Below are 21,618 nucleotides of genomic sequence, written 5' to 3' on the forward strand. Positions count from 1 at the left end.
CTCGGTCAGCCAGAGTGATTGGACGGCACGACGAGCGCCCCTTACCCTGCGCAGTCTGCGCCCGATACCGGCGTCCAACACCCACGAGGCGGCCTATGACAGAGCGTGCATTGATCGATGGTTACAACCGCCGCGTCGACTATTTGCGCCTGTCGGTCACCGACCGCTGTGATTTTCGCTGCGTCTATTGCATGGCCGAGGACATGCAATTTCTGCCGCGCCAGCAAATCCTCACGCTGGAAGAGCTGTTCCAGGTCGCGCAAAGCTTCGTCGCCTTGGGCACGCGCAAAATCCGCCTGACCGGCGGCGAACCGCTGATTCGACCCGGCGTCGTGCAACTGTGTGAACAGATCGCCGCCCTGCCCGGCCTGCGTGAATTGTGCCTGACCACCAACGGTTCGCAGTTGGGTCGGCTGGCCAAGCCGTTGTTCGAAGCCGGGGTCAAGCGCCTCAACATCAGTCTCGACAGCCTCGACCCGCAGCGTTTCAAGGAACTGACCCGCACCGGCGACCTGGCGCAGGTCATCGAAGGCATTGATGCCGCGCGCGCTGCCGGCTTCACCCGCACCAAGCTCAACTGCGTGGTGATGCAGGGACGCAACGACCATGAGATCAACGATCTGGTGAGTTTTGCCATCGACCGCGACCTGGATATCTCCTTTATCGAAGAGATGCCGCTCGGGGCGATTGCCGAGCACAGCCGTGCCGAGTCGTTCTATTCCAGCGCGCAGGTTCGCGAGCGTATCGCCGAGCGGTTTACCCTGATCGATTCGGCCGAATCGACCCAAGGGCCTTCGCGCTATTGGCGAGTTGCCGAAGCACCGAACATTCGCCTGGGCTTTATCTCGCCACACAGCCACAACTTCTGCGGCACCTGCAACCGCGTGCGCCTGACCGTCGAAGGTCGCCTGCTGCTGTGCCTGGGCAACGAGCATTCGATGGACCTCAAAGCAGTGTTACGCGCCCATCCCGGCCATCCGGAGCGCCTGGAAAACGCGATCATCGAGGCGATGAAACTCAAGCCGTATCGGCACAACTTCGAAGTCAACGACGACGTGCAGGTGGTGCGGTTCATGAACATGACCGGCGGCTGACCCGCCACGTAACCGGGACCGCGAGATGATCGTAAGACCGAGACCCAATCAGTTCGCCGTACTGTTCACCCTCAAAGGCTCGATCGCCAAACGCATCGCCATGCGCACCCTGATGCTGACGCTGCTGGCGGCGGCGATCGTGCTGATCGAACTTCTTGTGCCGAGCTATTTCGCCAAGATCAACGCGACACCGTTCACTCTGCTCGGCCTGTCGCTGTCGATTTTCCTGAGTTTTCGCAACAACGCCTGTTATGACCGTTGGTACGAGGGGCGCAAAGCCTGGGGCGAGGTGCTGTTGCGCGTGCGCTCGGTGATGCGCGAGACCCAAGGCATCGAAGACGCCAGCCTGCGCGCGCCGCTGTTGCGCAACCTGTGCGGTTTCGCCCATGCGCTGAACGCACGACTGCGCGGCGAAAGCGAGGCGCGGGCCAGTGCCGACTGGGTCAGTCCGCCAATCGATGGGGCTGCGCCGGATCACTGCGGGCAGATCATCCATCAGGTCGGGCGCCAGTGTTCAGCGCTGGAATCGGCTGGCGTACTGTCGCCATGGCGCTATCAGTTGCTGGCCAATCACCTCACCAGCCTGACCCAGGCCCAGGCCGTGTGCGACCGGATCAAGAGCACGCCACTGCCCTTCCCTTACACCCTGCTGCTGCACCGCACGATTTACCTGTTCTGCCTTCTGCTGCCCTTCGCCATGGCAGAATCCCTCGGTTGGCTGACGCCGCTGTTCACGGCGATTGTCAGCTACACCTTCTTCGGCTTCGACGCAATTGCCGACGAACTGGAAGACCCGTTCGGCCGCGATGAAAACGACCTGCCGACCGACGCATTGGTGCGGACGCTGGAGCGCGACGTGCTGTACGAACTTGGCGTGTCGCCGCTGCCGCCCGCGCCGCAACCGGACGACTACGTGCTGCGTTGAATGACACAGCGGCAAGAAACGATAGGGCCCGGCGTGTTCACTCTGGGCCGAGGTGCGGCCATTCGCGAGCAGGCTCGCTCCCACAGTAGAAATGCATTCCAATATGGGAGCTAGCCTGCTCCCACAGTTCAAATGCATTCAATGTGGGAGCGAGCCTGCTCGCGAAAAAGGCAACTCGGTCAATCAGACCAAATGCAGCAAGCGCCATCGGCAAATCTCCCGTTTACACGCCGGCAAATTCCCCCTTACTATCCGGGCACACCGGTCGCCGGGTTCGCCCTGCTGCCGACGCTTTCCGCCAACGGAAATACGCGTTATGAGTACGTCACCACAACAACCCCAAAGGTTGAACGTCTCTGCCATACGCGCCCACTGCAACAGGGGCCGCGTATGAACCGCATCGTCAATCTGCCCATGGCCCTGCGCCGCTCCAAACTGCGTCACTCCGCACGCCCGCCGGATATCGCCTGCTGATTTCTGTCAGTCAGTAAAGATCCATTGTGGCGAGGGAGCTTGCTCCCGCCGGACTGCACAGCAGTCCCCAGCCCTTGAATCATAAAGCGAGAGCCGCTTCGCGCCTCAGCGCAAACAAGCGCCCTCGCCACAGGTTCTGTGTCACCCCTGACTGATATCCACTCGAAATACCTGCCGGGACGCCTTCCAATGAGTCCGGCCCGAATCTGCGCGCCTGTGCGGCGCCATCGTGAGTGAACATTATGAAATTCGCAGCCATTGAAGACGCACGTCAGTTTCTTGAGCAGAACCCCGACATCGACATGATCGAGCTGTTTATCCTCGATGCCAACGGCGTGCCGCGCGGCAAGCTGTTGCACCGCGAAGAACTGCTCGCGGTCTATGAAAGCGGTCGGCCGTTGCCGAGCACCATCCTTGGCCTGACCGTTCAGGGTGAAGACGTGGAAAACTCCGGGCTGGTCTGGGACGTTGGCGATATCGACTGCCGCGCCTATCCGCTGGAAGGCAGTCTGGTGCGCCTGCCATGGCGGCGGATTCCGACCGCGGCGGTGCAGGTCAGCATGCACCCGACCGAGGGCCTGCCAGCGAGCATCGCCGACCCTCGCCATCTGCTGATCAAAGTGATCGACGCGCTCAGGGCCGAGGGCTATCACCCGGTGATGGCCTGCGAACTGGAGTTTTATCTGCTCGATGCGAAACGCGATCACAACGGCCGACCGCAACCGGCGCTCGATGCTGACGGTGGCCGCCCGCGACACACGCAAGTCTACGGTCTGCGCGAACTGGAGCAGATCGAGCCGTTCCTCGCCGACCTCTACAGCGCCTGCAAACTGCACGGCATTCCGGCGCGCACGGCGATTTCCGAATACGCACCGGGCCAAGTGGAAATCACCCTCGAACATGGCGAGGCACTGGCAGCAATGGATCAGGCGGTGCGCTACAAACGTCTGGTCAAAGCCGTGGCGCACAAGCACGGCATGCAAGCGACGTTCATGGCCAAGCCGTTCGATGATCTGGCCGGCACCGGCATGCACATGCACGTCAGCCTTGCCGACGGCGAGGGCCGAAATCTGTTTGCGTCCGAAGACCCGGCCGGCACCCCGCTGCTGCGCACAGCAATTGGCGGCATGCTCGCCTCACTGCTTGATTCGCTGCTGCTGTTCTGTCCGAACGCCAATTCCTACCGGCGTTTTCAAGCCAACAGCTACGCACCACTGGCACCGACCTGGGGCGTCGACAACCGCACCGTGAGCCTGCGCGTGCCGGGTGGCCCGGCCCCCACGCGACACATCGAACACCGCATCTGCGGCGCCGATGCCAACCCGTATCTGGCGGCAGCGGCGATTCTTGCCGGCATTCATCGGGGCATTCGTGAGGAGCTGGATCCGGGTGCACCGGTCGAGGGCAATGGATATGCGCAGGCGAAAGAGCTGCTGCCGACCGATTGGCTGACGTCGTTGCAGGCGCTGGAAAATTCCGCGTGGGCGCGGGAGGCGTTGGGGCAGGAATTTCTTGGGGTGTATCTGGCGGTGAAGCGTGCCGAGTATCGGCAGTTCATGGCTGAGGTGGGTGAGCAGGATTGGCGCTGGTATCTGACCGAGGCCTGAGTATTCACCAGCCCCCTGTAGGAGTGAGCCTGCTCGCGATGGCGGTGTGTCAGATAGCTGATTTTTTGACTGACACCGCCATCGCGAGCAGGCTCACTCCTACAAGGGACCGTGTACACCCTGAATTTATGTGGACCCAACATGACTATTCGCTGCAATTCCTACTACACCGCCACCCTCAACCAGGACACCGACTACCCGACCCTGCAAGGTCGGCACAAAGTTGATGTGGTGATCATCGGCGGCGGTTTCACCGGTGTCGCCACGGCCGTGGAACTGGCCGAAAAAGGCCTGAAAGTCGCCATCGTCGAAAGCCATAAAATCGGCTGGGGCGCCACCGGGCGCAATGGCGGGCAAGTCACCGGCAGCCTGTCCGGCGACGGCGCGATGCGCAAACAGATGCGCGCGACACTCGGTGATGACGTCGATGATTTCATTTGGCACCTGCGCTGGCGCGGGCATGAAATCATTCGTCAGCGCGTGGAAAAATACGCGATCCAGTGCGACCTCAAACACGGCCATCTGCACGCGGCGTACAAGCCGAGCCACATGAGCGACCTGCGCAAGGATTACGCAGAAGCAGTGCGTCGCGGTCTGGGTGACGAAGTCAGCCTGCTTGACCGCAGTCAGGTCCGCGACCTGCTGCAAAGCGACCTGTATCACGGCGCAATCAAGAACACCCGCAACCTGCATCTGCACCCGCTTAACCTGTGCATCGGTGAAGCCCGGGCGGCGCACAGTCTCGGCGCGCTGATCTTTGAAAACAGCGAAGTGCTGGAGATCATTCACGGCGATAAACCCGGGGTGAGAACGGCCCACGGCCGGATCGACGCCAATCAGGTGATGCTCGCCGGCGACGTCTATCACAAGCTCGAACCCGCCCAGCTCAAGGGCAAGATTTTCCCGGCCATGGGTGGCATCGTCACCACCGCGCCGCTCGGCGAGCTGGCCCGGCAGATCAACCCCGAAGACCTCGCGGTGTACGACTGCCGCTTCGTCCTCGACTATTACCGGCTCACCGCCGATGGTCGTCTGCTGTTCGGTGGCGGCGCCAACTACAGCGGCAAGGATTCACGGGACATCGCTGCCGAATTGCGCCCGTGCATCGAGCGCACCTTCCCGGCGCTCAAGGGCGTGCAGATCGATTATCAATGGAGCTGCGCCATGGGCATTGTGATCAACCGTATTGCGCAACTGGGCAAGCTGTCGGATAACGTCTGGTATTGCCAGGGCTACTCGGGGCACGGCATCGCCACGACGCACATCATGGGTGAAATCATGAGCCGGGCGATTACCGGGCAGATGGAGCAGTTCGACACGTTCGCCGCGTGCCAGCATATTCGCGTGCCGATGGGCGATCTGCTTGGCAACCCGTTGCTGGCGGCGGGGATGTGGTATTACCAGATGCTTGAGCGGTTACGCTGAATTCACTGGCCTCATCGCGAGCAGGCTCACTCCTACATTGGGTTTGTGAACGACACAACCCCCCTGTGGGAGCGGGCTTGCTCGCGAAGAGGCCCTCAAACTCAACACGAAATCTCAATCCGGCAACTGCTCCACCACAATCCCCAACCGCCGATAATCCTCCACACTCCCCGACCCCAGATGCAGCTCTGTAATCAGCCTGTGCAGACGCGTACACGGCGCCACCACAAACGGTTCCACTGCGCCCAGCTTGTCCGCCGTGGTCACTGCAATCACCTGCGTCGCGCCGTTGAGCATCGCCTGTTTTATCGGCACTTCATCGAAATGCAGCGAGGTGATCCCCACTTCAGGATGGATCGCACAAACCCCGGTAATAGCCAGATCAGCCTTGATGCCCGCCAGCAATCGCAGCGCCTCCTGACCGCTCGCCGACATCGAGTGTGGATTCAATTCCCCGCCGGCCAGAATCACTTTCACGCCTTTGTATTCGGACAGCGCAATCGCCGTCAACGGTGAAGCGGTCACGGCCGTGATGCGGATTTCAGCGGGTAACGAGCGCGCCACCTGCAAGGTGGTCGAACCGGAATCGAACAGCACAATCTGCCCGTCCTTGATGTGCTGCGCCGCCAGTTGCGCCAGGCGCACTTTGACCTCGTCGGTCTCATCCAGGCGGGTGAAGTAATCCTTGCCGGAGTCCTTGGGTCGCGGCAACGCCCCGCCATGCACGCGCTGCACCAGTCCGGCGTTGTCCAGTTCGGCAAGGTCGCGGCGGATGGTGTCTTCGGACACCGCAAAATGCTGGCTCAGCTCGGAGGCCATGACCTTGCCGTCGCGCTCAAGCAGCAAAAGGATTTTCTGCCGACGCAGGGAAGGCAATTCGGCGATGGAATGATCGTGCATGGTTATGCCTGTTTGTGCTTGTAGTTGCAGGTTTCGCTGAGACTAGCGAAAGCCTCAGGTAAATACAAACGCAGCGGCTATCAATGATTTTGATCATTGGAATCGACAAGGCGAATTTTTTCTTTGCGCTTCGCCTGTTCACAATGGCCTCACTCTTAAAGCCTCAGGATGAACAACTGATGAATCTCAATTTCGCCTTCGCGTGCATGATCGTCGTGTCGTTCGCGATTGCCCTCGGCCACGCCTGACAGCGCGTCAGACCGAGGCCAGCAATTGCTCACGCAACCATTTGTGCGCCGGATCGCGGTGCACACGTTCAGCCCAAAACATCGCCATTTCATAGCCTGGTACTGACAACGGCGCATCGACTACTTGCAGCGCCGGATTGCCGCGCACCAGGCGTGACGGCAGCATCGCCACCAGATCGGTGCTGGCCAGCACCGACATCGCCATCAGAAAGTGCGGTACCGACAGCACCACTTTGCGCGCCAGTCCGACCTCGGCCAGCGCCTTGTCGGTCACGCCGAAAAAGCCCCCGCCCTCGCGCGACACCAGCACATGTTCCAGCGCGCAGAACTGCTCGCGGCTGGGCGCTTGGGTCAATCCCGGATGGCCGATGCGCCCGGCCAGCACATAGTGTTCGGTGAACAGCGGCCGCCGATGCAGCTCCGGCGGCGCATCTTCGCTGATGTGCAGGGCCAGATCGAACACGCCCTGCTCGGCCTGCTTGACCATCTGCGCCGGCGTCAGATCTATGATCGCCAGCCGTGTGCCCGGCGCCTGTTCGCGCAAATGGCTGAGCGCCGGCAGCACGACGGTGGACTCGCCGTAGTCGGTCGCGGCGATTTTCCAACTGTGCGTCGCCTGCGCTGGGTCAAACGCACTGGCCGGCGCCACCGCCCTCTCCAACGCCTCCAACGCTTCACGCAGCGGCTCGCGCAATTCATCGGCGCGGGCTGTCGGGCGCATGCCTCTGGGGCCGGGCAATAACAGCGGATCATTGAAGATCTCGCGCAACCGCGCCAAATGCACGCTCACCGACGGCTGCGACAAGTGCAGGCGCTGCGCCGCGCGTGTGACGTTGTGCTCGACCAGCAGCACATCGAGCGTCAGCAGCAGATTGATATCCAGGCGTCTCAAATTATTCATGGCTATACCAGACATATCAGACATTCATTTCAAATATACCGGGCGAGCGCCGATCCTGCAGTCATCCAACTCAAGGAGCACGCGACATGAACGTATTACTGGTCTACGCCCACCCTGAATCGACTTCGCTCAACGGCTCACTGCGCGACTTCACCGTCCAGCGCCTGCAAGCCGCCGGCCACACCGTGCAGGTCTCCGACCTCTACGCGATGAAGTGGAAACCGGTGCTCGACGCCGACGACGCACCGCAGCGCGACCCATCGCAACCCTTCCACGCCTCGCTCGATTCCAAACGCGCCTACGCCGACGGCACCCAGGCCGCCGACATCGCCCGCGAGCAAGACAAACTGCTGTGGGCAGACGCGCTGATTCTGCAATTCCCGATGTGGTGGTTCAGCATGCCGGCGATTCTCAAAGGCTGGTTTGACCGCGTCTACGCTTACGGCTTTGCCTACGGCGTCGGCGAACACTCCGACAGCCGCTGGGGCGAGCGTTACGGCGAAGGCAAAATGAAGGGCAAACGGGCGATGCTGCTCGTCACGACCGGCGGCTGGGAATCGCATTACAGCCCACGCGGGATTAACGGGCCGATGGATGATCTGCTGTTTCCGATCCAGCACGGGATTCTGTATTACCCGGGGTTTGAAGTGGTGCCGCCGTTCGTGGTGTATCGCACCAGTCGCATGGACGAAGCACGCTATGCCGAGACCACCGCTGAACTGGGGCTGCGCCTGGACGAATTGTGGAGTGCCCGGCCGATCGGGTTTCGGCAACAGAATGGCGGGGAGTATGAGATTCCGGCGTTGACGTTGAAGGATGACATAGCACCGGACCTGGAAGGCTTTTCAGCGCACATCCGCTGAAGAACACCACTTCTGTGGCAAGGGAGCTTGCTCCCGCTGAAGCGAACACCGCTTCTGTGGCGAGGGAGCTTGCTCCCGCTCGGCGACGCAGTCGTCGCAAATCCTGCCACCGAGTATCGACGTATCAGGATTTGGGGCCGCTTCGCAGCCCAGCGGGAGCAAGCTCCCTCGCCACAAATCAGACTTCTTCGCGCACCCGCCGCATCTGTACCCACAACGCCGGGGCAAAATGCAGCAACACCATCCGGCTCAGATGATGCGTCAGGATAAACACCACGTTCAGCCCACCCCCAAACGCGACAATCGCAATCGTCTCGATCGCGCCCGGCATGTACGCCAGCCACAGCGACAGCGGATCACTGCCCAGCCAGCGCGCTGCGACTTCGGCAAATACCGCTGCGACGACAATCATCAAACCTACCGAGACGAAAGCTGTGCGGCCATGTCGCGCCAGTTCCGCGATGCCGAGTCCCTGAAACCGTGCGCCTATGCGCACGCCGAGAATCAGTGCGGCCAGATTCAGGCTCCACTCCGGCATGTGAAAGCCATGCAGCCATCCCGACTTCACAAACACAGCGGTGACGAGAATTGCGGTGAGCATGAACGGCGCCGGGACGCCGATTGCCAGCAGCAGGCGTCCGAGCAATACGCTCAAAGCAATGACCGAGAACGCGGTCAGCGCCATGCCTGTGGTCAGTGGGTCGTTGGCGACCTCGGCCGCCGCTGTGTGTCCGGGGATCAGCAAACTCACCAGCACGGTGATCAACAGCAGCCGCATCAGGTGCACGATGATGACTTTGCTTGAGGCCTTTTCCGACTCAAGCAAATCGAACACTGCGGCCAATGCGCCGGGATAAACCGCCAGCAGTGCGTCGGTGCGATTCCAGCCGGCGCCACGTGTGAGCCACCATCCGGCCAACGCGATCTGTACAGTCAGGCAGATCAGCAGCACGCCAAGGCTGGGCAACATCGTTGAGGCCGTTTCGCTGTGCCAGGCGCCGAACATCAGCCCGGTGGCGATGCCCAGTGTGACCTGAATGTAGCCCAGCCCATAAGGGGTTGCCGGGGCGATGCCGGTCTTACTGGCGAACAACGCGGTAACGACAATCGAGCCCAACAGCAGGCCGTGGGGTACGCCTTCGAACTGCAACAACGCGCCGAAAGCGGCAGCAATCAACAAACACAAAACGGATTTCATAGTCGCCTTCCTAGCTATTCAACTGACACACCCCTATCCATTGTGGGAGCGAGCCTGCTCGCGAAAGCGTCTCACCAGTCACTGATGAATAACTGATCTGCCGCATTCGCGAGCAGGCTCGCTCCCACAGGGAACCCCGCACGCCTTACATACGCAACCGCGCCATCGCCCGCCGATATTTCTCGACCCGCTCCAGATCCTCCCAGCTCGGCGAGGCGATCCGCGAGAGATCGCTGTTCTCTTCCAGATCCGCCAGCTTCACCACCCGCCCGATCGCGTTCTGCGCGGCGCGGTCGACAAAATCGTCGTAAGACTCGCCGGGCGCCTTGGTCACCGATGCGATGGCCGTCAGCACCTCTTCGCTGAAACCTTCCCGGCGCAAGTCATCGAGATTGACGCCGCAATCCTCGACCACATCGTGCAGCACGGCGACGATGCGTTCTTCCAGCGTGGCCATGCGCATCATGACTTTCAGCGGATGCAGAATGTACGGCGCGCCGCCCTTGTCCACTTGCCCGGCATGGGCCGTGGCGGCAATGGCGATGGCGCGTTCGAGGGTTTGAACCATGGGAATTCTCCGGGGTTTAGATGCCGTAGCGGCCGCCGACGCGGATGTTGCGCTTGAACCAGTGGCCGATGGCTTTCAGGCGTCCAACGGGCTTGTTTGGTTGCTGATGGCGCTGGAGGATCAAAGCCACCAGCGTGGCCTGATCGGCCTGCGGATGGGCATCGATCAACTCGGCCACCCAGGCGCAATCGGCCTTCTTCAAGTGTTCGCGCCATTCGCCGGGCCAGGCGTCGAGTTCATCGCGCGCCAAAAACCGCGCACCGCCGTGCTCCATGTGCCCGCCGCCCATGGACTGCTCAAAGCAAAACGGCGTGTCCGGCTGGCCTGGATCGATATGGAACAGGTAGATATCGTGGAAGGGCTGTTGTGAGCTGGGCGCATTGTTGCGGCGGCCGATTTCGATCATGACGATGTTCCAATCCGTGGGGCGCTGAAGGTGTCCGATTGTTTTGCAGTGTACGCGAACGGCGCCGCCTGGAAACCCGATTGAACCTGGCGCGCCACCGCGATCTCGAAAGCAGACAAGCGCCCAGTCACCGATCAGACGCGGCGCCATTGGAGAGGAAACTGCCGATGAACACCCGACTGCTGCTCCTGATCGCCGCGTTTTGCGTTATTCCCACCTGCGTCATGGCCGAAGGCTGCGACGTCCAGACCCGCTCCTCCAGCGCCTCGGTGCCGGCTGTGGAAACCCACAGTTGCTACGAGTACGAAGGCGTGCCCGTAGACTCGATCAACTGGTCGTGCAGCAACGAAACCAAAGACACCCTCAATGCGACCAAGAAAAAAGTCGAACGCTGCGACGATCACTACCAGGCCACCTGCACTGCCCGCCTCACCCAGGAATCCCTGGCCAACCCGCACTCGACCAGCAAAGACAAAAGCGCCAAACCGCTGAACCTGCCTGACAACGCGCATGTGACCACGTACTACTACGACGCCGAACATTTGGCTCAGGCCAGGATTGATTGTGAAAACGGTGGCGGACAGTGGAAGGCGAAGTGATCGCCGAGTGGATGTTTGCGCAGGACTGAAACCCCGGCTGACCGCGTTGGGATTCTGAAAGATTCGTAGGAAAACACACTGAGTGTCGAGGGAGCTTGCTCCCACTGGGCTACGAAGCAGTCCCGGAGTGGGCTAATCCCTTTCATCAGCGAGCGTGCGATTGTCGGATTACGCCGCCTGCGTCGCCAAACGGGGCGGTATTTTTCGTCTGCGCGGCGGGTTTTACGTCCTACAGGCCGGTTGCGACAAGCGAAAACGCGACCTACAGTGAGCCGCCGCTGACCGCTGTCACCCTATGGATCGCAGCAAACGGAAGGTGTTGCTTACCGATGAAAGGACCCGCTAATGGCCGTACATAAACCGCTTCACCATTACGCCCACATGTCCCACCCCGCCACCGAACGCCCCGTGCTGCTCATCGACGCCGACGCCCCGTTGCGCGATCTCCACGCCTGCCTTGCCGAGCGCCTCAACGCCGTCCTCAAATACCTCGACCTGATCGCCTGCACCAGCCTGCCAGACTATGCCGAAAACGACATTAATACCGTGACCAATATCGCCCGGATCATGGTGCAGGACGTCAGTGATGTGTTTCGGGTGATTGAGCGGCGGGGGCTTGCCGATTAGTGAGTCAAAACGAAGAAACCGCGATTACGCGGTTTCTTAGGGTTCGCCAATTTGCGAAAACGGCGGAAGGAATCCAACAGCTTCGCTTTAAAAGTTCGCCGGCGTATTCGCGCTGATAATCTCAGCCTCATCCGCGCCAATATTGCGAAACTTGTGCGGCAGCGTCGTCGGGAAGTAATAGCCATCCCCGGCATTCAACACACTCACCTGCCCGTCTACTGTCAGCTCCACGGTGCCACGGGTGACCAGTCCGCACTCTTCGCCTTCAGCATGCACGATCGGCTCTTCGCCGGAGCTTGCGCCCGGTGCGTATTGCTCGCGCAGCAGGCGCATCTGCCGGCTGGGGACGGAGGCGCCGATCAGCAGCAGGCGCAGGCCGTGGCGGCCGAGGTCGGGTTGTTCGTTGGCGCGGAAGACGTATTGGTGCTCGCGCGGGGGCTGGTCGAAGGTGAAAAAGTCGGCCAGGGACATCGGTATGCCTTCGAGCAGCTTTTTCAGCGAGCTGACCGAGGGGCTGACGCGGTTCTGTTCGATCAGCGAGATGGTGGCGTTGGTCACGCCGCTACGCCGGGCGAGCTCGCGCTGGGAGAGTTTGTAGCTTTCGCGTACTAGTTTGAGTCGAGAACCCGTATCCATGACAGCCTTATGTAAGAACGACTTAAGGGCGATGGGGGTGGGTGGCGGGTGCCGCGCAGGTCGCGCGGATCACGTTGCTCCCGTGTCCCGGAACCGTGAAAGGCGGCTATTAAATCACGTTTGCAGGTGTTGCTCAGCAGGTTCGATGGATGGTTGGGCAAAAGTCATTTTTGCCTTGGTAATCCGGACCTGTAGGAGTGAGCCTGCTCGCGATGGCGGTGTGTCAGACGAGAAGATGTCACAGACATACCGCTATCGCGAGCAGGCTCACTCCTACAGTGGGATTTTGGTGTGGCAGGAAGTATTTCGGTGGCTGGACTGGCCTCTTCGCGAGCAGGCTCGCTCCCACTATGGATATCAGTGCGCTTGCCAAAGTGAAAAACCGGCGGGGCTTTTGGGCCGCCGCCGGGGAGGTAACTTAGACGCCGAAACGGTCGCGCAGGGAGTAATAGACGGCGCCAAGGGCGGTCAGCGGTGCGGAGAAGGTGCGGCCGCCGAGCATCGGCATGTGCGGCAGGGAGGCGAAGGCGTTGAAGCGTTCGGCGTCGCCGCGAATCATTTCCGAGATCAGTTTGCCGGCCAGGTGCGAGCAGGTGACGCCGTGACCGCTGTAGCCCTGCATGTAATAGGCGTTTTTCTCGATGCGGCCAAATTGCGGCATGCGTGACATGGTCAGCAGGAAGTTGCCGGTCCAGCGGTAGTCGATTTTCACGTCCTTGAGTTGCGGGAAGGTCTTGAGGATCTTCGGGCGAATCAGTTGCTCGATGTCGTCCGGTTCCCGTGCGCCGTAGACCACGCCGCCGCCGTAGAGCAAGCGGTTATCGGCGGTGAGGCGGTAGTAATCGAGCAGATAATTGCAGTCTTCCACGCAATAATTGTTGGTGATCAGGCCGCGCGCCTGCTGCTCGGTCAGCGGTTCGGTGACGACAATCTGCGAGCCGCACGGCATGCTTTTCGCGGTGACACGGTTATCCAGACCTTGCGGCAGATACGCATTGCCGGCGATCAGCAGGTATTTGGCGCGCACCAGACCTTTGCCGGTGCGCACGGTGATCGGCTCGCCGTAGGTGATTTCCACCGCCGCCGATTGCTCGTAGATCTTGCCGCCCAGGCGCACGATCGCAGCCGCTTCACCGAGCGCCAGGTTCAGTGGATGAATATGGCCGCCCTGCATATCCAGCAGCCCACCCACGTAAGCATCGGAGCCGACTTCGCGACGAATGTCGGCTGCGTCGAGCATCTTCAGATTGCGGTTGCCGTAGCGCTCCCAGTTGCGCTTCTGCTCAGCGAGGCCGTTGAGCTGTTTCTTGTTCATCGCCGCGAAAATACCGCCCGGGCGGTAGTCGCACTTGATGTCGTAATCCTTGATACGCGAACGGATGATGTCGGCGCCTTCGAAAATCATGCTGCCGAGGATTTCTGCGGTCTTGTCACCGTAACGCTCTTCAATCACATCGACGTCACGGCTGTAGGAGTTGACCAGTTGGCCGCCGTTGCGACCGCTGGCGCCGTAGCCGACTTTCGCCGCTTCGAGCACCGTGACTTTGTAGCCGGCCTCGCTGAGGAACAGCGCCGAGGACAGACCGGTATAGCCCGCGCCGATGATGCAGACATCGCAGTCCACCGCCTCTTCAAGCACCGGGAAGTCGATGACTTCGTTGCGGGTGGCGGCGTAGTAGCTGTTGACGTGTTGTTGTTTCATACGATTCTCCGATGGCCGCCAGACGCTGGCGACCGCCGCTGTTAAAGAATTAGAGCTTGATCCAGGTCGCTTTCAGCTCGGTGTACTTGTCGAACGCGTGCAGCGATTTGTCGCGACCGTTGCCCGACTGTTTGAAACCACCGAACGGCGCGGTCATGTCGCCGCCGTCGTACTGGTTGACCCAGACGCTGCCGGCACGCAGGCCGCGGGCAAAGGTGTGCGCCTTGCTGAGGTTGCTGGTCCAGACGCCGGCGGCGAGGCCGAAAATGCTGTCGTTGGCAATCTGCAGCGCTTCTTCGGCGGTGTCGAAGGTGATCAGCGACAGCACCGGGCCGAAAATCTCTTCCTGAGCGATGGTCATCGCGTTGGTCACGCTATCGAAAATCGCCGGCTGCACGTAGAGCCCGCCGGTTTCTTCGAGGCTGCGCTGGCCGCCGGCAATCAGCTCGGCGCCCTGCTCACGCCCGATGCTGATATAGCGCAGGACGTTGTCGAGCTGACGCTGATCGACCACGGCGCCGACGGTGGTCGCCGGATCGAGGGCATGCCCCGGTTGCCACGCTTGCATCGCCTCGACCAGCAACGGAATGAACTGCTCACGAATCGAACGCTCGACCAGCAATCGCGAACCGGCGGTGCAGACTTCGCCCTGGTTGAAAGCGATGGCACTGGCCGCCGCCTGGGCTGCGGCGCGCAGGTCCGGCGCGTCGGCAAACACCACATTGGGGCTCTTGCCGCCGGCTTCGAGCCAGACGCGTTTCATATTGCTCTGGCCGGCATAAATCATCAGTTGCTTGGCAATCGCCGTGGAGCCGGTAAAAGCCAGTACATCGACATCCATGTGCAGCGCCAGCGCCTTGCCCACGGTGTGGCCGAAGCCCGGCAGCACGTTGAACACGCCTTTCGGGATGCCAGCATCCAGCGCCAACTGCGCGATGCGGATGGCCGTCAGCGGCGACTTTTCCGAAGGTTTCAAAATGAACGAGTTGCCCGCCGCCAATGCCGGAGCGAATTTCCAACTGGCCATGATCAGCGGGAAATTCCACGGCACAATCGCCGCGACCACCCCGGATGGCTCGCGGGTAACGAGGCCGAGTTGATCGTGCGGCGTGGCGGCAACTTCGTCGTAGATCTTGTCGATGGCTTCGGCGCTCCAGCGGATCGCATTGGCGGTCGCCGGGATGTCGATGCTCATCGAATCGCTGATCGGTTTGCCCATGTCGAGGGTTTCCAGCAGCGCCAGCTCTTCCTGGTGTTGCAGGATCAGATCGGCGAAGCGGATCAGGATACGCTTGCGCTCGGCCGGGGCTTTTTTCGCCCAGATGCCGGAGTTGAAGGATTGGCGTGCGGCTTCGACGGCGAGGTTGGCGTCGGCTTCATCGGTGCTGGCCACGGCGGCGAGGAAACGGCCGTCGACCGGGCTCAGGCATTCGAAGGTCTCACCGCTGATTGCGGGGCGGTATTCGCCGTTGATGAAGGCGCGGGATTCGATGGACAGAGACTGGAAGCGTTGTTCCCAGTCGTTGCGGGTTTTGGTCATTGTTTTGGGCTCGACAAAAGGATTGGGGAGGGGCGAACGCACGCCTAACGAAATCTGGTAACCCGATCCATGTGGGAGCGGGCTTGCTCGCGAAAGCGTCGTGGCAGACAACACACTGGTGAATGACACACCGCATTCGCGAGCAAGCCCGCTCCCACATTGGATCTATGTGAGCCTGTAATCAGACGGTATGCAGATACCAGTTGTACTCAAGGTCAGAGATCGAGTTCTCGAACTCGGCCAGCTCGCTCTCCTTGCACGCAACAAACACGTCGATGTACATCGGGTCGATGTAGCGCGCCATGACTTCGCTGTCGTCGAGTTCACGCAGGGCGTCACGCAGGTTGTTCGGCAGACTCTGTTCGTTCTGCTCGTAGCTGTTGCCTTCGACCGGGGCGCCCGGTTCAATCTGATTGGTCAGGCCGTGGTGAATACCGGCCAACACTGAGGCCATCAGCAAATACGGGTTGGCGTCGGCACCGGCGACGCGGTGTTCGATGCGCACGGCGTCCGCCGAACCGGTCGGCACGCGCACGGCAACGGTGCGGTTGTCGATGCCCCAGCTCGGCGAATTCGGCACGTAGAATTGCGCGCCGAAGCGGCGGTACGAGTTGACGTTCGGGCAGAGGAAGGCCATTTGCGCCGGCAGGGTCTCCAGCACACCGCCGATGGCGTGTCGCAGCGCGGCGTTCTGCTCGGGATCCTCGCTGGCAAAGATGTTGTTGCCTTCTTTGTCCAGAATCGAAATGTGCACATGCAAACCGTTGCCCGCCTGACCCGGATACGGCTTGGCCATAAAGGTCGTGTCCATCTCGTGGTCGTAGGCGATGTTCTTCACCAGACGCTTGAGCAGGACGGCGTAATCGCAGGCCTTGATCGGGTCGGAAACGTGATGCAGGTTGACTTCGAACTGCGCCGGGGCGCTTTCCTTGACGATGGCGTCAGCCGGGATGCCCTGCTCTTTCGCGCCTTCGAGGATGTCCTGCAGGCAATCGACGTACTCGTCGAGGTCGTCGATCAAGTAGACCTGCGTCGACACCGGGCGCTTGCCCGATACGGGCGAGCGTGGCGATTGCGGACGGCCGTTCACGTTGTCCTGGTCGATCAGATAGAACTCGAGTTCGAACGCGGCGCAGATAGTCAGGCCGAGGTCGTCGAATTTGCGCACGACGTTGGCCAGCACTTCACGCGGATCGGCAAAGAACGGCTGACCTTCGATCTCGTGCATGGTCATCAGCAACTGTGCCGTCGGGCGCTTTTGCCACGGCTCGATGCTCAGGGTGCCGGGGATCGGGTAGCAGATGCGGTCCGCGTCGCCGATGTCCAGGCCCAGGCCGGTGCTTTCCACCGTCGAGCCGTTGATGTCGAGCGCGAAAAGCGAGGCCGGCAGGTTGATGCCTTTCTCGTACACCTTATGAAGACTGGTGCGTTCGATGCGCTTGCCGCGCACCACACCGTTCATGTCCGCAATCAGAAGGTCGACGTACAAAACCTCAGGATATTTCTTAAGGAATGCGTTGGCTTCGTTGAGTTGAACGGTACGCAGAGGGACCGACATGATGCACCTATTTAGCTGTTAATTATTATGTTCACTGCCGTGTTGCGCAGCCAGTCAATCCGAAAGGCAAAGTGAAGTCAATAGCGAACAGCTGGGCCTTCAGCCTTTATTTTTCGGGCTTTTATTAACACTTGCGTGCCTTATCGACCGCCAAACGCCGTAAAGCCTGAGCGATTTGACTGGCGGCGTTTAGAATTTTTTACAGGACAGTTGTTAATTAAAATAAACGCGGATAAGCTCCGGAAAAGCTCGTTCAAGTGACAGACTTCGAGGTGAATAAAAATGGCATTCAAGCCATTGATCGGCGTTACTGCGTGCGTCAAACAGATTGGCCTGCACCCCTATCACATCAGCGGCGACAAGTACGTTCGCGCTGTCAGCGTTGGCGCTGATGGGTTGCCAGTGGTCATTCCATCCCTTGGCAACCTGACGGAAATCGACGACCTGCTCGGCCAGCTCGACGGCCTGTTGCTGACCGGCTCGCCCTCCAACGTGGAACCGTTCCACTATCAAGGCGCCGCCAGCGCCCCGGGCACGGATCACGATCCGGCGCGCGACGCCACCACCCTTCCTTTATTGCGTGCAGCCATCGCGGCGGGCGTTCCGGTGCTTGGCATCTGCCGGGGCTTCCAGGAAATGAACGTCGCCTTCGGCGGCAGCCTGCACCAGAAGGTGCACGAGTTGCCGGGCATGCTCGATCACCGCGAAGCCGACAGCCCCGACGTCGCCGTGCAATACGCACCGGCCCATGTGGTCAGCGTGCTCGCCGGCGGTGTGTTTGAAGCACTGCAGTTGCCGGATGAGTTTCAGGTCAACTCGATTCACAGCCAGGGCATCGACCGCCTCGCGCCCGGCCTGCGCGCCGAAGCCGTGGCGCCGGACGGTTTGATCGAGGCGATCTCGGTCGAGCACAGCCCGACCTTCGCCCTCGGCGTGCAATGGCACCCGGAATGGCAGGTGCTGGACAACCCCAACTACCTGAAGATTTTCCAGGCGTTCGGCGCCGCGTGCCGGCAACGGGCGGCGCGGCGCAGTCAGCGCTGACACCAGCAACGAATACGTAACGATTGACTGCCCCCACAGCGGTCGGGCGTGCCTGCGCGCACCCGTCAGTTGTGAGCAACAACACCTGTAATAACAACAAGTACGACCCAGGCAGCCAGGACGGCGGCGCCGAACAAGCCCTCGCAGCGCACGTTCAGTCAGGCATGCGCAATCCCCCTGTAGGAGTGAGCCTGCTCGCGATAGCAATAGACCAGTCAACAGAGATGTCGACTGACATGGCCTCATCGCGAGCAGGCTCACTCCTACAGGGGATGCGTAAAGACTGAAATTGCACTTACAGGCTTGCAATCCACTTAAGCCCGGCCACATTGGCCAGGCAACTGAAACCTGTTGGGAGTTTCAAATGGCAAACGCCTCCAGCACTTACAGGAAGGCACTTGAAGGTCATCAGCAACCGAAAAAGGTGCTGGTGAAGGTCGATCGTGTCACCAAGAAGTTCGACGAAACCGTCGCCGTGGACGATGTGTCCCTGGAGATCCATCAGGGCGAGATTTTCGCCTTGCTCGGCGGCTCCGGTTCAGGCAAATCGACCCTGCTGCGCATGCTCGCCGGTTTCGAGCGGCCGACCGAGGGGCGGATTCTGCTTGATGGCGTCGACATCACCGACATGCCGCCGTACGAACGGCCGATCAACATGATGTTCCAGTCCTACGCGCTGTTCCCGCATATGACGGTGGCGCAGAACATCGCCTTCGGCCTCAAGCAGGACCGTTTGCCCGCCAGCGAAATCGATGCCCGCGTCGAAGAAATGCTGCGCCTGGTGCACATGACCCAGTACGCCAAACGCCGCCCGCATCAGTTGTCCGGCGGTCAGCGCCAGCGCGTCGCCCTCGCCCGTTCACTGGCCAAACGGCCGAAACTGCTGCTGCTCGACGAGCCGATGGGGGCGCTGGATAAAAAGCTGCGTTCGCAGATGCAGCTGGAGCTGGTCGAGATCATCGAGCGCGTCGGCGTGACTTGCGTGATGGTCACCCATGACCAGGAAGAAGCCATGACCATGGCCGAGCGCATCGCGATCATGCACCTGGGCTGGATCGCGCAGATCGGCAGCCCGGTCGACATTTATGAAGCGCCGGTCAGCCGCATGGTCTGCGAGTTCATCGGCAACGTGAACGCCTTTGACGGCACCGTGGTGGAAGACCTCGAAGGCCACGCGATCATTCACAGCCCGGATTTGCAGCAGAAGATCTACGTCGGCCACGGCGTCAGCACCTCGGTGCAGGACAAGTCGGTCACCTACGCGATCCGCCCGGAAAAAATGCTTGTCAGCACCACCCAGCCCCAGGGCCGCTACAACTGGTCCGAAGGCAAGGTGCATGACATCGCCTACCTCGGTGGCCACTCGGTGTTCTACGTCGAGCTGCCCGGCGGCAAGGTCGTTCAGTCGTTCATGGCCAACGCCGAACGCCGTGGCGCGCGGCCGACCTGGGACGACAAGGTCTACGTCTGGTGGGAAGACGACAGCGGCGTGGTACTGCGCTCATGAGAACCTTCAATCAGCAATTCCTGCGCCTGGTGCCCAGCGGACGAAAACTGGTGATCGGCATTCCGTTCATCTGGCTGTTCCTGTTCTTCATGCTGCCGTTTTTTCTGGTGATGAAGATCAGCTTCTCGGAAGCGGCACTGTCGATCCCGCCGTACTCGGAGATCTACACCTTCGCCGAGCAGAAATTCCAGCTGCTGCTGAACATCGGCAATTACACCCTGCTGGGTGAAGACGAGCTGTACCTCTCGGCGTACCTCGGTTCGCTGAAGGTCGCGGCGCTGAGCACGCTGATGTGTCTGGTGATCGGTTTCCCGATGGCCTATGCGATCACCAGGACCGGCAAGGAAACGCAAAACGTCCTGCTGCTGTTGATCATGATGCCGACGTGGACGGCGATTCTGATCCGCGTGTATGCGTGGATGGGCATCCTCAGCAACAATGGCCTGCTCAACGGTTTTCTGATGTGGACCGGGCTGACCGATCACCCGATCGAGATCCTCAACACCAACACCGCCGTCTATATAGGGGTCGTGTACGCGTATCTGCCGTTCATGGTTCTGCCGCTCTACGCCAATCTGGTCAAGCACGACAACAGCCTGCTGGAAGCCGCGCAGGATCTGGGGTCGAGCAACTTCAACAACTTCTGGAAAATCACCGTGCCGTTGGCCAAAAACGGCATCATTGCAGGCGCAATGCTGGTGTTCATTCCGGTGGTCGGTGAGTTCGTGATTCCGGAATTGCTCGGCGGCCCGGAGACCCTGATGATCGGTCGCGTGCTGTGGCAGGAGTTCTTCAATAACCGCGACTGGCCGGTGGCATCCGCCCTGGCGGTGGTGATGCTGTTGATCCTGATTGTGCCGATTCTGCTGTTCAACCGCAGCCAGGCCAAAGAGATGGAGGCACGGGGATGAAACGCTTCAATTTTTCGAAATTCATGCTGATCTTCGGCTTGATGTTCATCTATCTGCCGATGCTGATCCTGGTCATTTACTCGTTCAACGCCTCAAAGCTGGTGACGGTCTGGGGCGGCTGGTCGGTGAAGTGGTATGTCGGCCTGCTCGACAACACGCAACTGATGGGTTCGGTGGTGCGCTCACTGGAGATCGCCTGCTACACCGCGATTGCGGCGGTGGCGCTGGGTACGCTGGCGGCGTTCGTGCTGACCCGCGTGACGCGCTTCAAGGGCCGCACGCTGTTCGGGGGGCTGGTGACGGCGCCGTTGGTGATGCCTGAGGTGATTACCGGTCTGTCGTTGTTGCTGCTGTTCGTGGCGATGGCGCAGTTGATCGGCTGGCCGCAGGAACGTGGCATCGTGACGATCTGGATCGCACACACCACGTTTTGTGCCGCTTATGTAGCAGTGGTGGTCTCCGCCCGTCTGCGGGAGCTGGACCTGTCGATCGAAGAAGCGGCGATGGATCTCGGCGCCAAACCGTTCAAGGTGTTTTTCCTGATCACCATTCCGATGATCGCGCCGTCGCTGGCGGCAGGCGGGATGATGTCCTTCGCCCTCTCGCTGGACGACCTGGTGCTGGCGAGTTTCGTTTCCGGGCCGGGTTCCACCACCCTGCCGATGGAAGTGTTCTCGGCGGTACGTCTGGGCGTCAAGCCTGAGATCAACGCCGTGGCCAGCCTGATTCTGCTGGCGGTGTCGATGGTGACTTTCCTCGTCTGGTACTTCGGCCGTCAGGCAGAAGCCAACCGCAAGCGGGCGATTCAGGAAGCGATGGAGCAGACCGCAAACGAGTCGTGGCAGCCGCAACGTGCGGCGACCGCCTAAGCAACATTGATGAATA

20 protein-coding genes are annotated in these 21,618 nt (G+C 60.7%); 11 read left to right on the forward strand and 9 right to left on the reverse strand.

All coding sequences use genetic code 11. From position 1 onward, the window contains the following. Window positions 1-95 precede the first annotated feature (95 nt). From moaA to HU739_RS06895, 4 genes are all read left to right on the forward strand, one after another. Window positions 96-1,094, forward strand: coding sequence for a GTP 3',8-cyclase MoaA (gene moaA, locus HU739_RS06880; protein ID WP_186552621.1), 999 nt, complete (start codon window positions 96-98; stop codon window positions 1,092-1,094). Between the two features lie 25 nt (window positions 1,095-1,119). Further along, on the forward strand, window positions 1,120-2,019 hold the full coding sequence (locus HU739_RS06885) for a bestrophin family protein (protein WP_186552622.1): 900 nt from the start codon (window positions 1,120-1,122) through the stop codon (window positions 2,017-2,019). A 716-nt stretch (window positions 2,020-2,735) separates the two neighbouring features. Then, window positions 2,736-4,100 carry a glutamine synthetase family protein gene (locus tag HU739_RS06890; RefSeq protein WP_186552623.1) on the forward strand — a complete coding sequence of 455 codons (1,365 nt, stop codon included), beginning with the start codon at window positions 2,736-2,738 and terminating at the stop codon, window positions 4,098-4,100. 141 nt (window positions 4,101-4,241) lie between these two features. Beyond that, a complete protein-coding gene (locus HU739_RS06895) occupies window positions 4,242-5,525 on the forward strand; it encodes an NAD(P)/FAD-dependent oxidoreductase (protein ID WP_186552608.1) in 1,284 nt (427 codons plus the stop codon). 114 nt (window positions 5,526-5,639) lie between these two features. On the opposite strand, the gene HU739_RS06900 is transcribed toward HU739_RS06895, so the two are convergent. Together HU739_RS06900 and HU739_RS06905 are read right to left on the reverse strand one after the other, a co-directional pair. Next, window positions 5,640-6,425, reverse strand: a complete 786-nt coding sequence (locus HU739_RS06900; RefSeq protein WP_186552609.1) for a DeoR/GlpR family DNA-binding transcription regulator — start codon at window positions 6,423-6,425, stop codon at window positions 5,640-5,642. A gap of 255 nt (window positions 6,426-6,680) precedes the next feature. Continuing rightward, window positions 6,681-7,574 carry a LysR family transcriptional regulator gene (locus HU739_RS06905; RefSeq protein WP_202884252.1) on the reverse strand — a complete coding sequence of 298 codons (894 nt, stop codon included), beginning with the start codon at window positions 7,572-7,574 and terminating at the stop codon, window positions 6,681-6,683. Window positions 7,575-7,660: 86 nt separating this feature from the next. On the opposite strand from HU739_RS06905, the gene HU739_RS06910 reads away from it, so the two are divergent. Then, a complete protein-coding gene (locus HU739_RS06910) occupies window positions 7,661-8,437 on the forward strand; it encodes an NAD(P)H-dependent oxidoreductase (protein WP_186552611.1) in 777 nt (258 codons plus the stop codon). Between the two features lie 178 nt (window positions 8,438-8,615). On the opposite strand, the gene HU739_RS06915 is transcribed toward HU739_RS06910, so the two are convergent. The 3 genes from HU739_RS06915 to HU739_RS06925 form a co-directional block, all read right to left on the reverse strand. Further along, window positions 8,616-9,635, reverse strand: coding sequence for an AbrB family transcriptional regulator (locus HU739_RS06915; protein WP_186552612.1), 1,020 nt, complete (start codon window positions 9,633-9,635; stop codon window positions 8,616-8,618). Between the two features lie 145 nt (window positions 9,636-9,780). Further along, window positions 9,781-10,203, reverse strand: a complete 423-nt coding sequence (locus HU739_RS06920; RefSeq protein ID WP_186552613.1) for an HD domain-containing protein — start codon at window positions 10,201-10,203, stop codon at window positions 9,781-9,783. Window positions 10,204-10,219: 16 nt separating this feature from the next. Further along, on the reverse strand, window positions 10,220-10,609 hold the full coding sequence (locus HU739_RS06925; protein WP_186552614.1) for a hypothetical protein: 390 nt from the start codon (window positions 10,607-10,609) through the stop codon (window positions 10,220-10,222). 167 nt (window positions 10,610-10,776) lie between these two features. Between HU739_RS06925 and HU739_RS06930 the strand changes: the two genes are divergently transcribed. Both HU739_RS06930 and HU739_RS06935 read left to right on the forward strand, forming a co-directional pair. After that, window positions 10,777-11,208 carry a hypothetical protein gene (locus tag HU739_RS06930; protein ID WP_186552615.1) on the forward strand — a complete coding sequence of 144 codons (432 nt, stop codon included), beginning with the start codon at window positions 10,777-10,779 and terminating at the stop codon, window positions 11,206-11,208. Window positions 11,209-11,553: 345 nt separating this feature from the next. After that, window positions 11,554-11,835 (forward strand): fructose-bisphosphate aldolase, encoded by a 282-nt coding sequence (locus tag HU739_RS06935; RefSeq protein ID WP_186552616.1) that lies wholly within the window; start codon window positions 11,554-11,556, stop codon window positions 11,833-11,835. 87 nt (window positions 11,836-11,922) lie between these two features. Here HU739_RS06935 and HU739_RS06940 read toward each other — a convergent pair whose 3' ends face one another. From HU739_RS06940 to HU739_RS06955, 4 genes are all read right to left on the reverse strand, one after another. Then, window positions 11,923-12,471 carry a cupin domain-containing protein gene (locus HU739_RS06940; RefSeq protein WP_003226097.1) on the reverse strand — a complete coding sequence of 183 codons (549 nt, stop codon included), beginning with the start codon at window positions 12,469-12,471 and terminating at the stop codon, window positions 11,923-11,925. Window positions 12,472-12,889: 418 nt separating this feature from the next. Beyond that, the gene (locus tag HU739_RS06945) at window positions 12,890-14,173 is read right to left on the reverse strand and encodes an NAD(P)/FAD-dependent oxidoreductase (protein WP_186551609.1); all 1,284 of its coding nucleotides are present in this window, start codon (window positions 14,171-14,173) and stop codon (window positions 12,890-12,892) included. Between the two features lie 49 nt (window positions 14,174-14,222). After that, window positions 14,223-15,713: an aldehyde dehydrogenase gene (locus HU739_RS06950; protein WP_186551610.1), complete on the reverse strand. Its 1,491-nt coding sequence runs from the start codon at window positions 15,711-15,713 to the stop codon at window positions 14,223-14,225. 181 nt (window positions 15,714-15,894) lie between these two features. Next, window positions 15,895-17,271 carry a glutamine synthetase family protein gene (locus tag HU739_RS06955; protein WP_007918694.1) on the reverse strand — a complete coding sequence of 459 codons (1,377 nt, stop codon included), beginning with the start codon at window positions 17,269-17,271 and terminating at the stop codon, window positions 15,895-15,897. A gap of 282 nt (window positions 17,272-17,553) precedes the next feature. On the opposite strand from HU739_RS06955, the gene HU739_RS06960 reads away from it, so the two are divergent. From HU739_RS06960 to HU739_RS06975, 4 genes are all read left to right on the forward strand, one after another. After that, a complete protein-coding gene (locus HU739_RS06960; protein WP_186551611.1) occupies window positions 17,554-18,315 on the forward strand; it encodes a gamma-glutamyl-gamma-aminobutyrate hydrolase family protein in 762 nt (253 codons plus the stop codon). 364 nt (window positions 18,316-18,679) lie between these two features. Next, window positions 18,680-19,822 (forward strand): ABC transporter ATP-binding protein, encoded by a 1,143-nt coding sequence (locus tag HU739_RS06965; protein WP_186551612.1) that lies wholly within the window; start codon window positions 18,680-18,682, stop codon window positions 19,820-19,822. After that, window positions 19,819-20,733 carry an ABC transporter permease subunit gene (locus tag HU739_RS06970; protein WP_186551613.1) on the forward strand — a complete coding sequence of 305 codons (915 nt, stop codon included), beginning with the start codon at window positions 19,819-19,821 and terminating at the stop codon, window positions 20,731-20,733. Before HU739_RS06965 ends, HU739_RS06970 begins: the two co-directional genes overlap by 4 nt. After that, window positions 20,730-21,602 (forward strand): ABC transporter permease subunit, encoded by an 873-nt coding sequence (locus HU739_RS06975; protein WP_186551614.1) that lies wholly within the window; start codon window positions 20,730-20,732, stop codon window positions 21,600-21,602. The genes HU739_RS06970 and HU739_RS06975 overlap by 4 nt, the downstream gene beginning before the upstream one ends. The last annotated feature ends 16 nt before the right edge of the window (window positions 21,603-21,618 follow it).

The organism is Pseudomonas hamedanensis (assembly GCF_014268595.2).
Classification (GTDB): Bacteria; Pseudomonadota; Gammaproteobacteria; order Pseudomonadales; family Pseudomonadaceae; genus Aquipseudomonas; species Aquipseudomonas hamedanensis.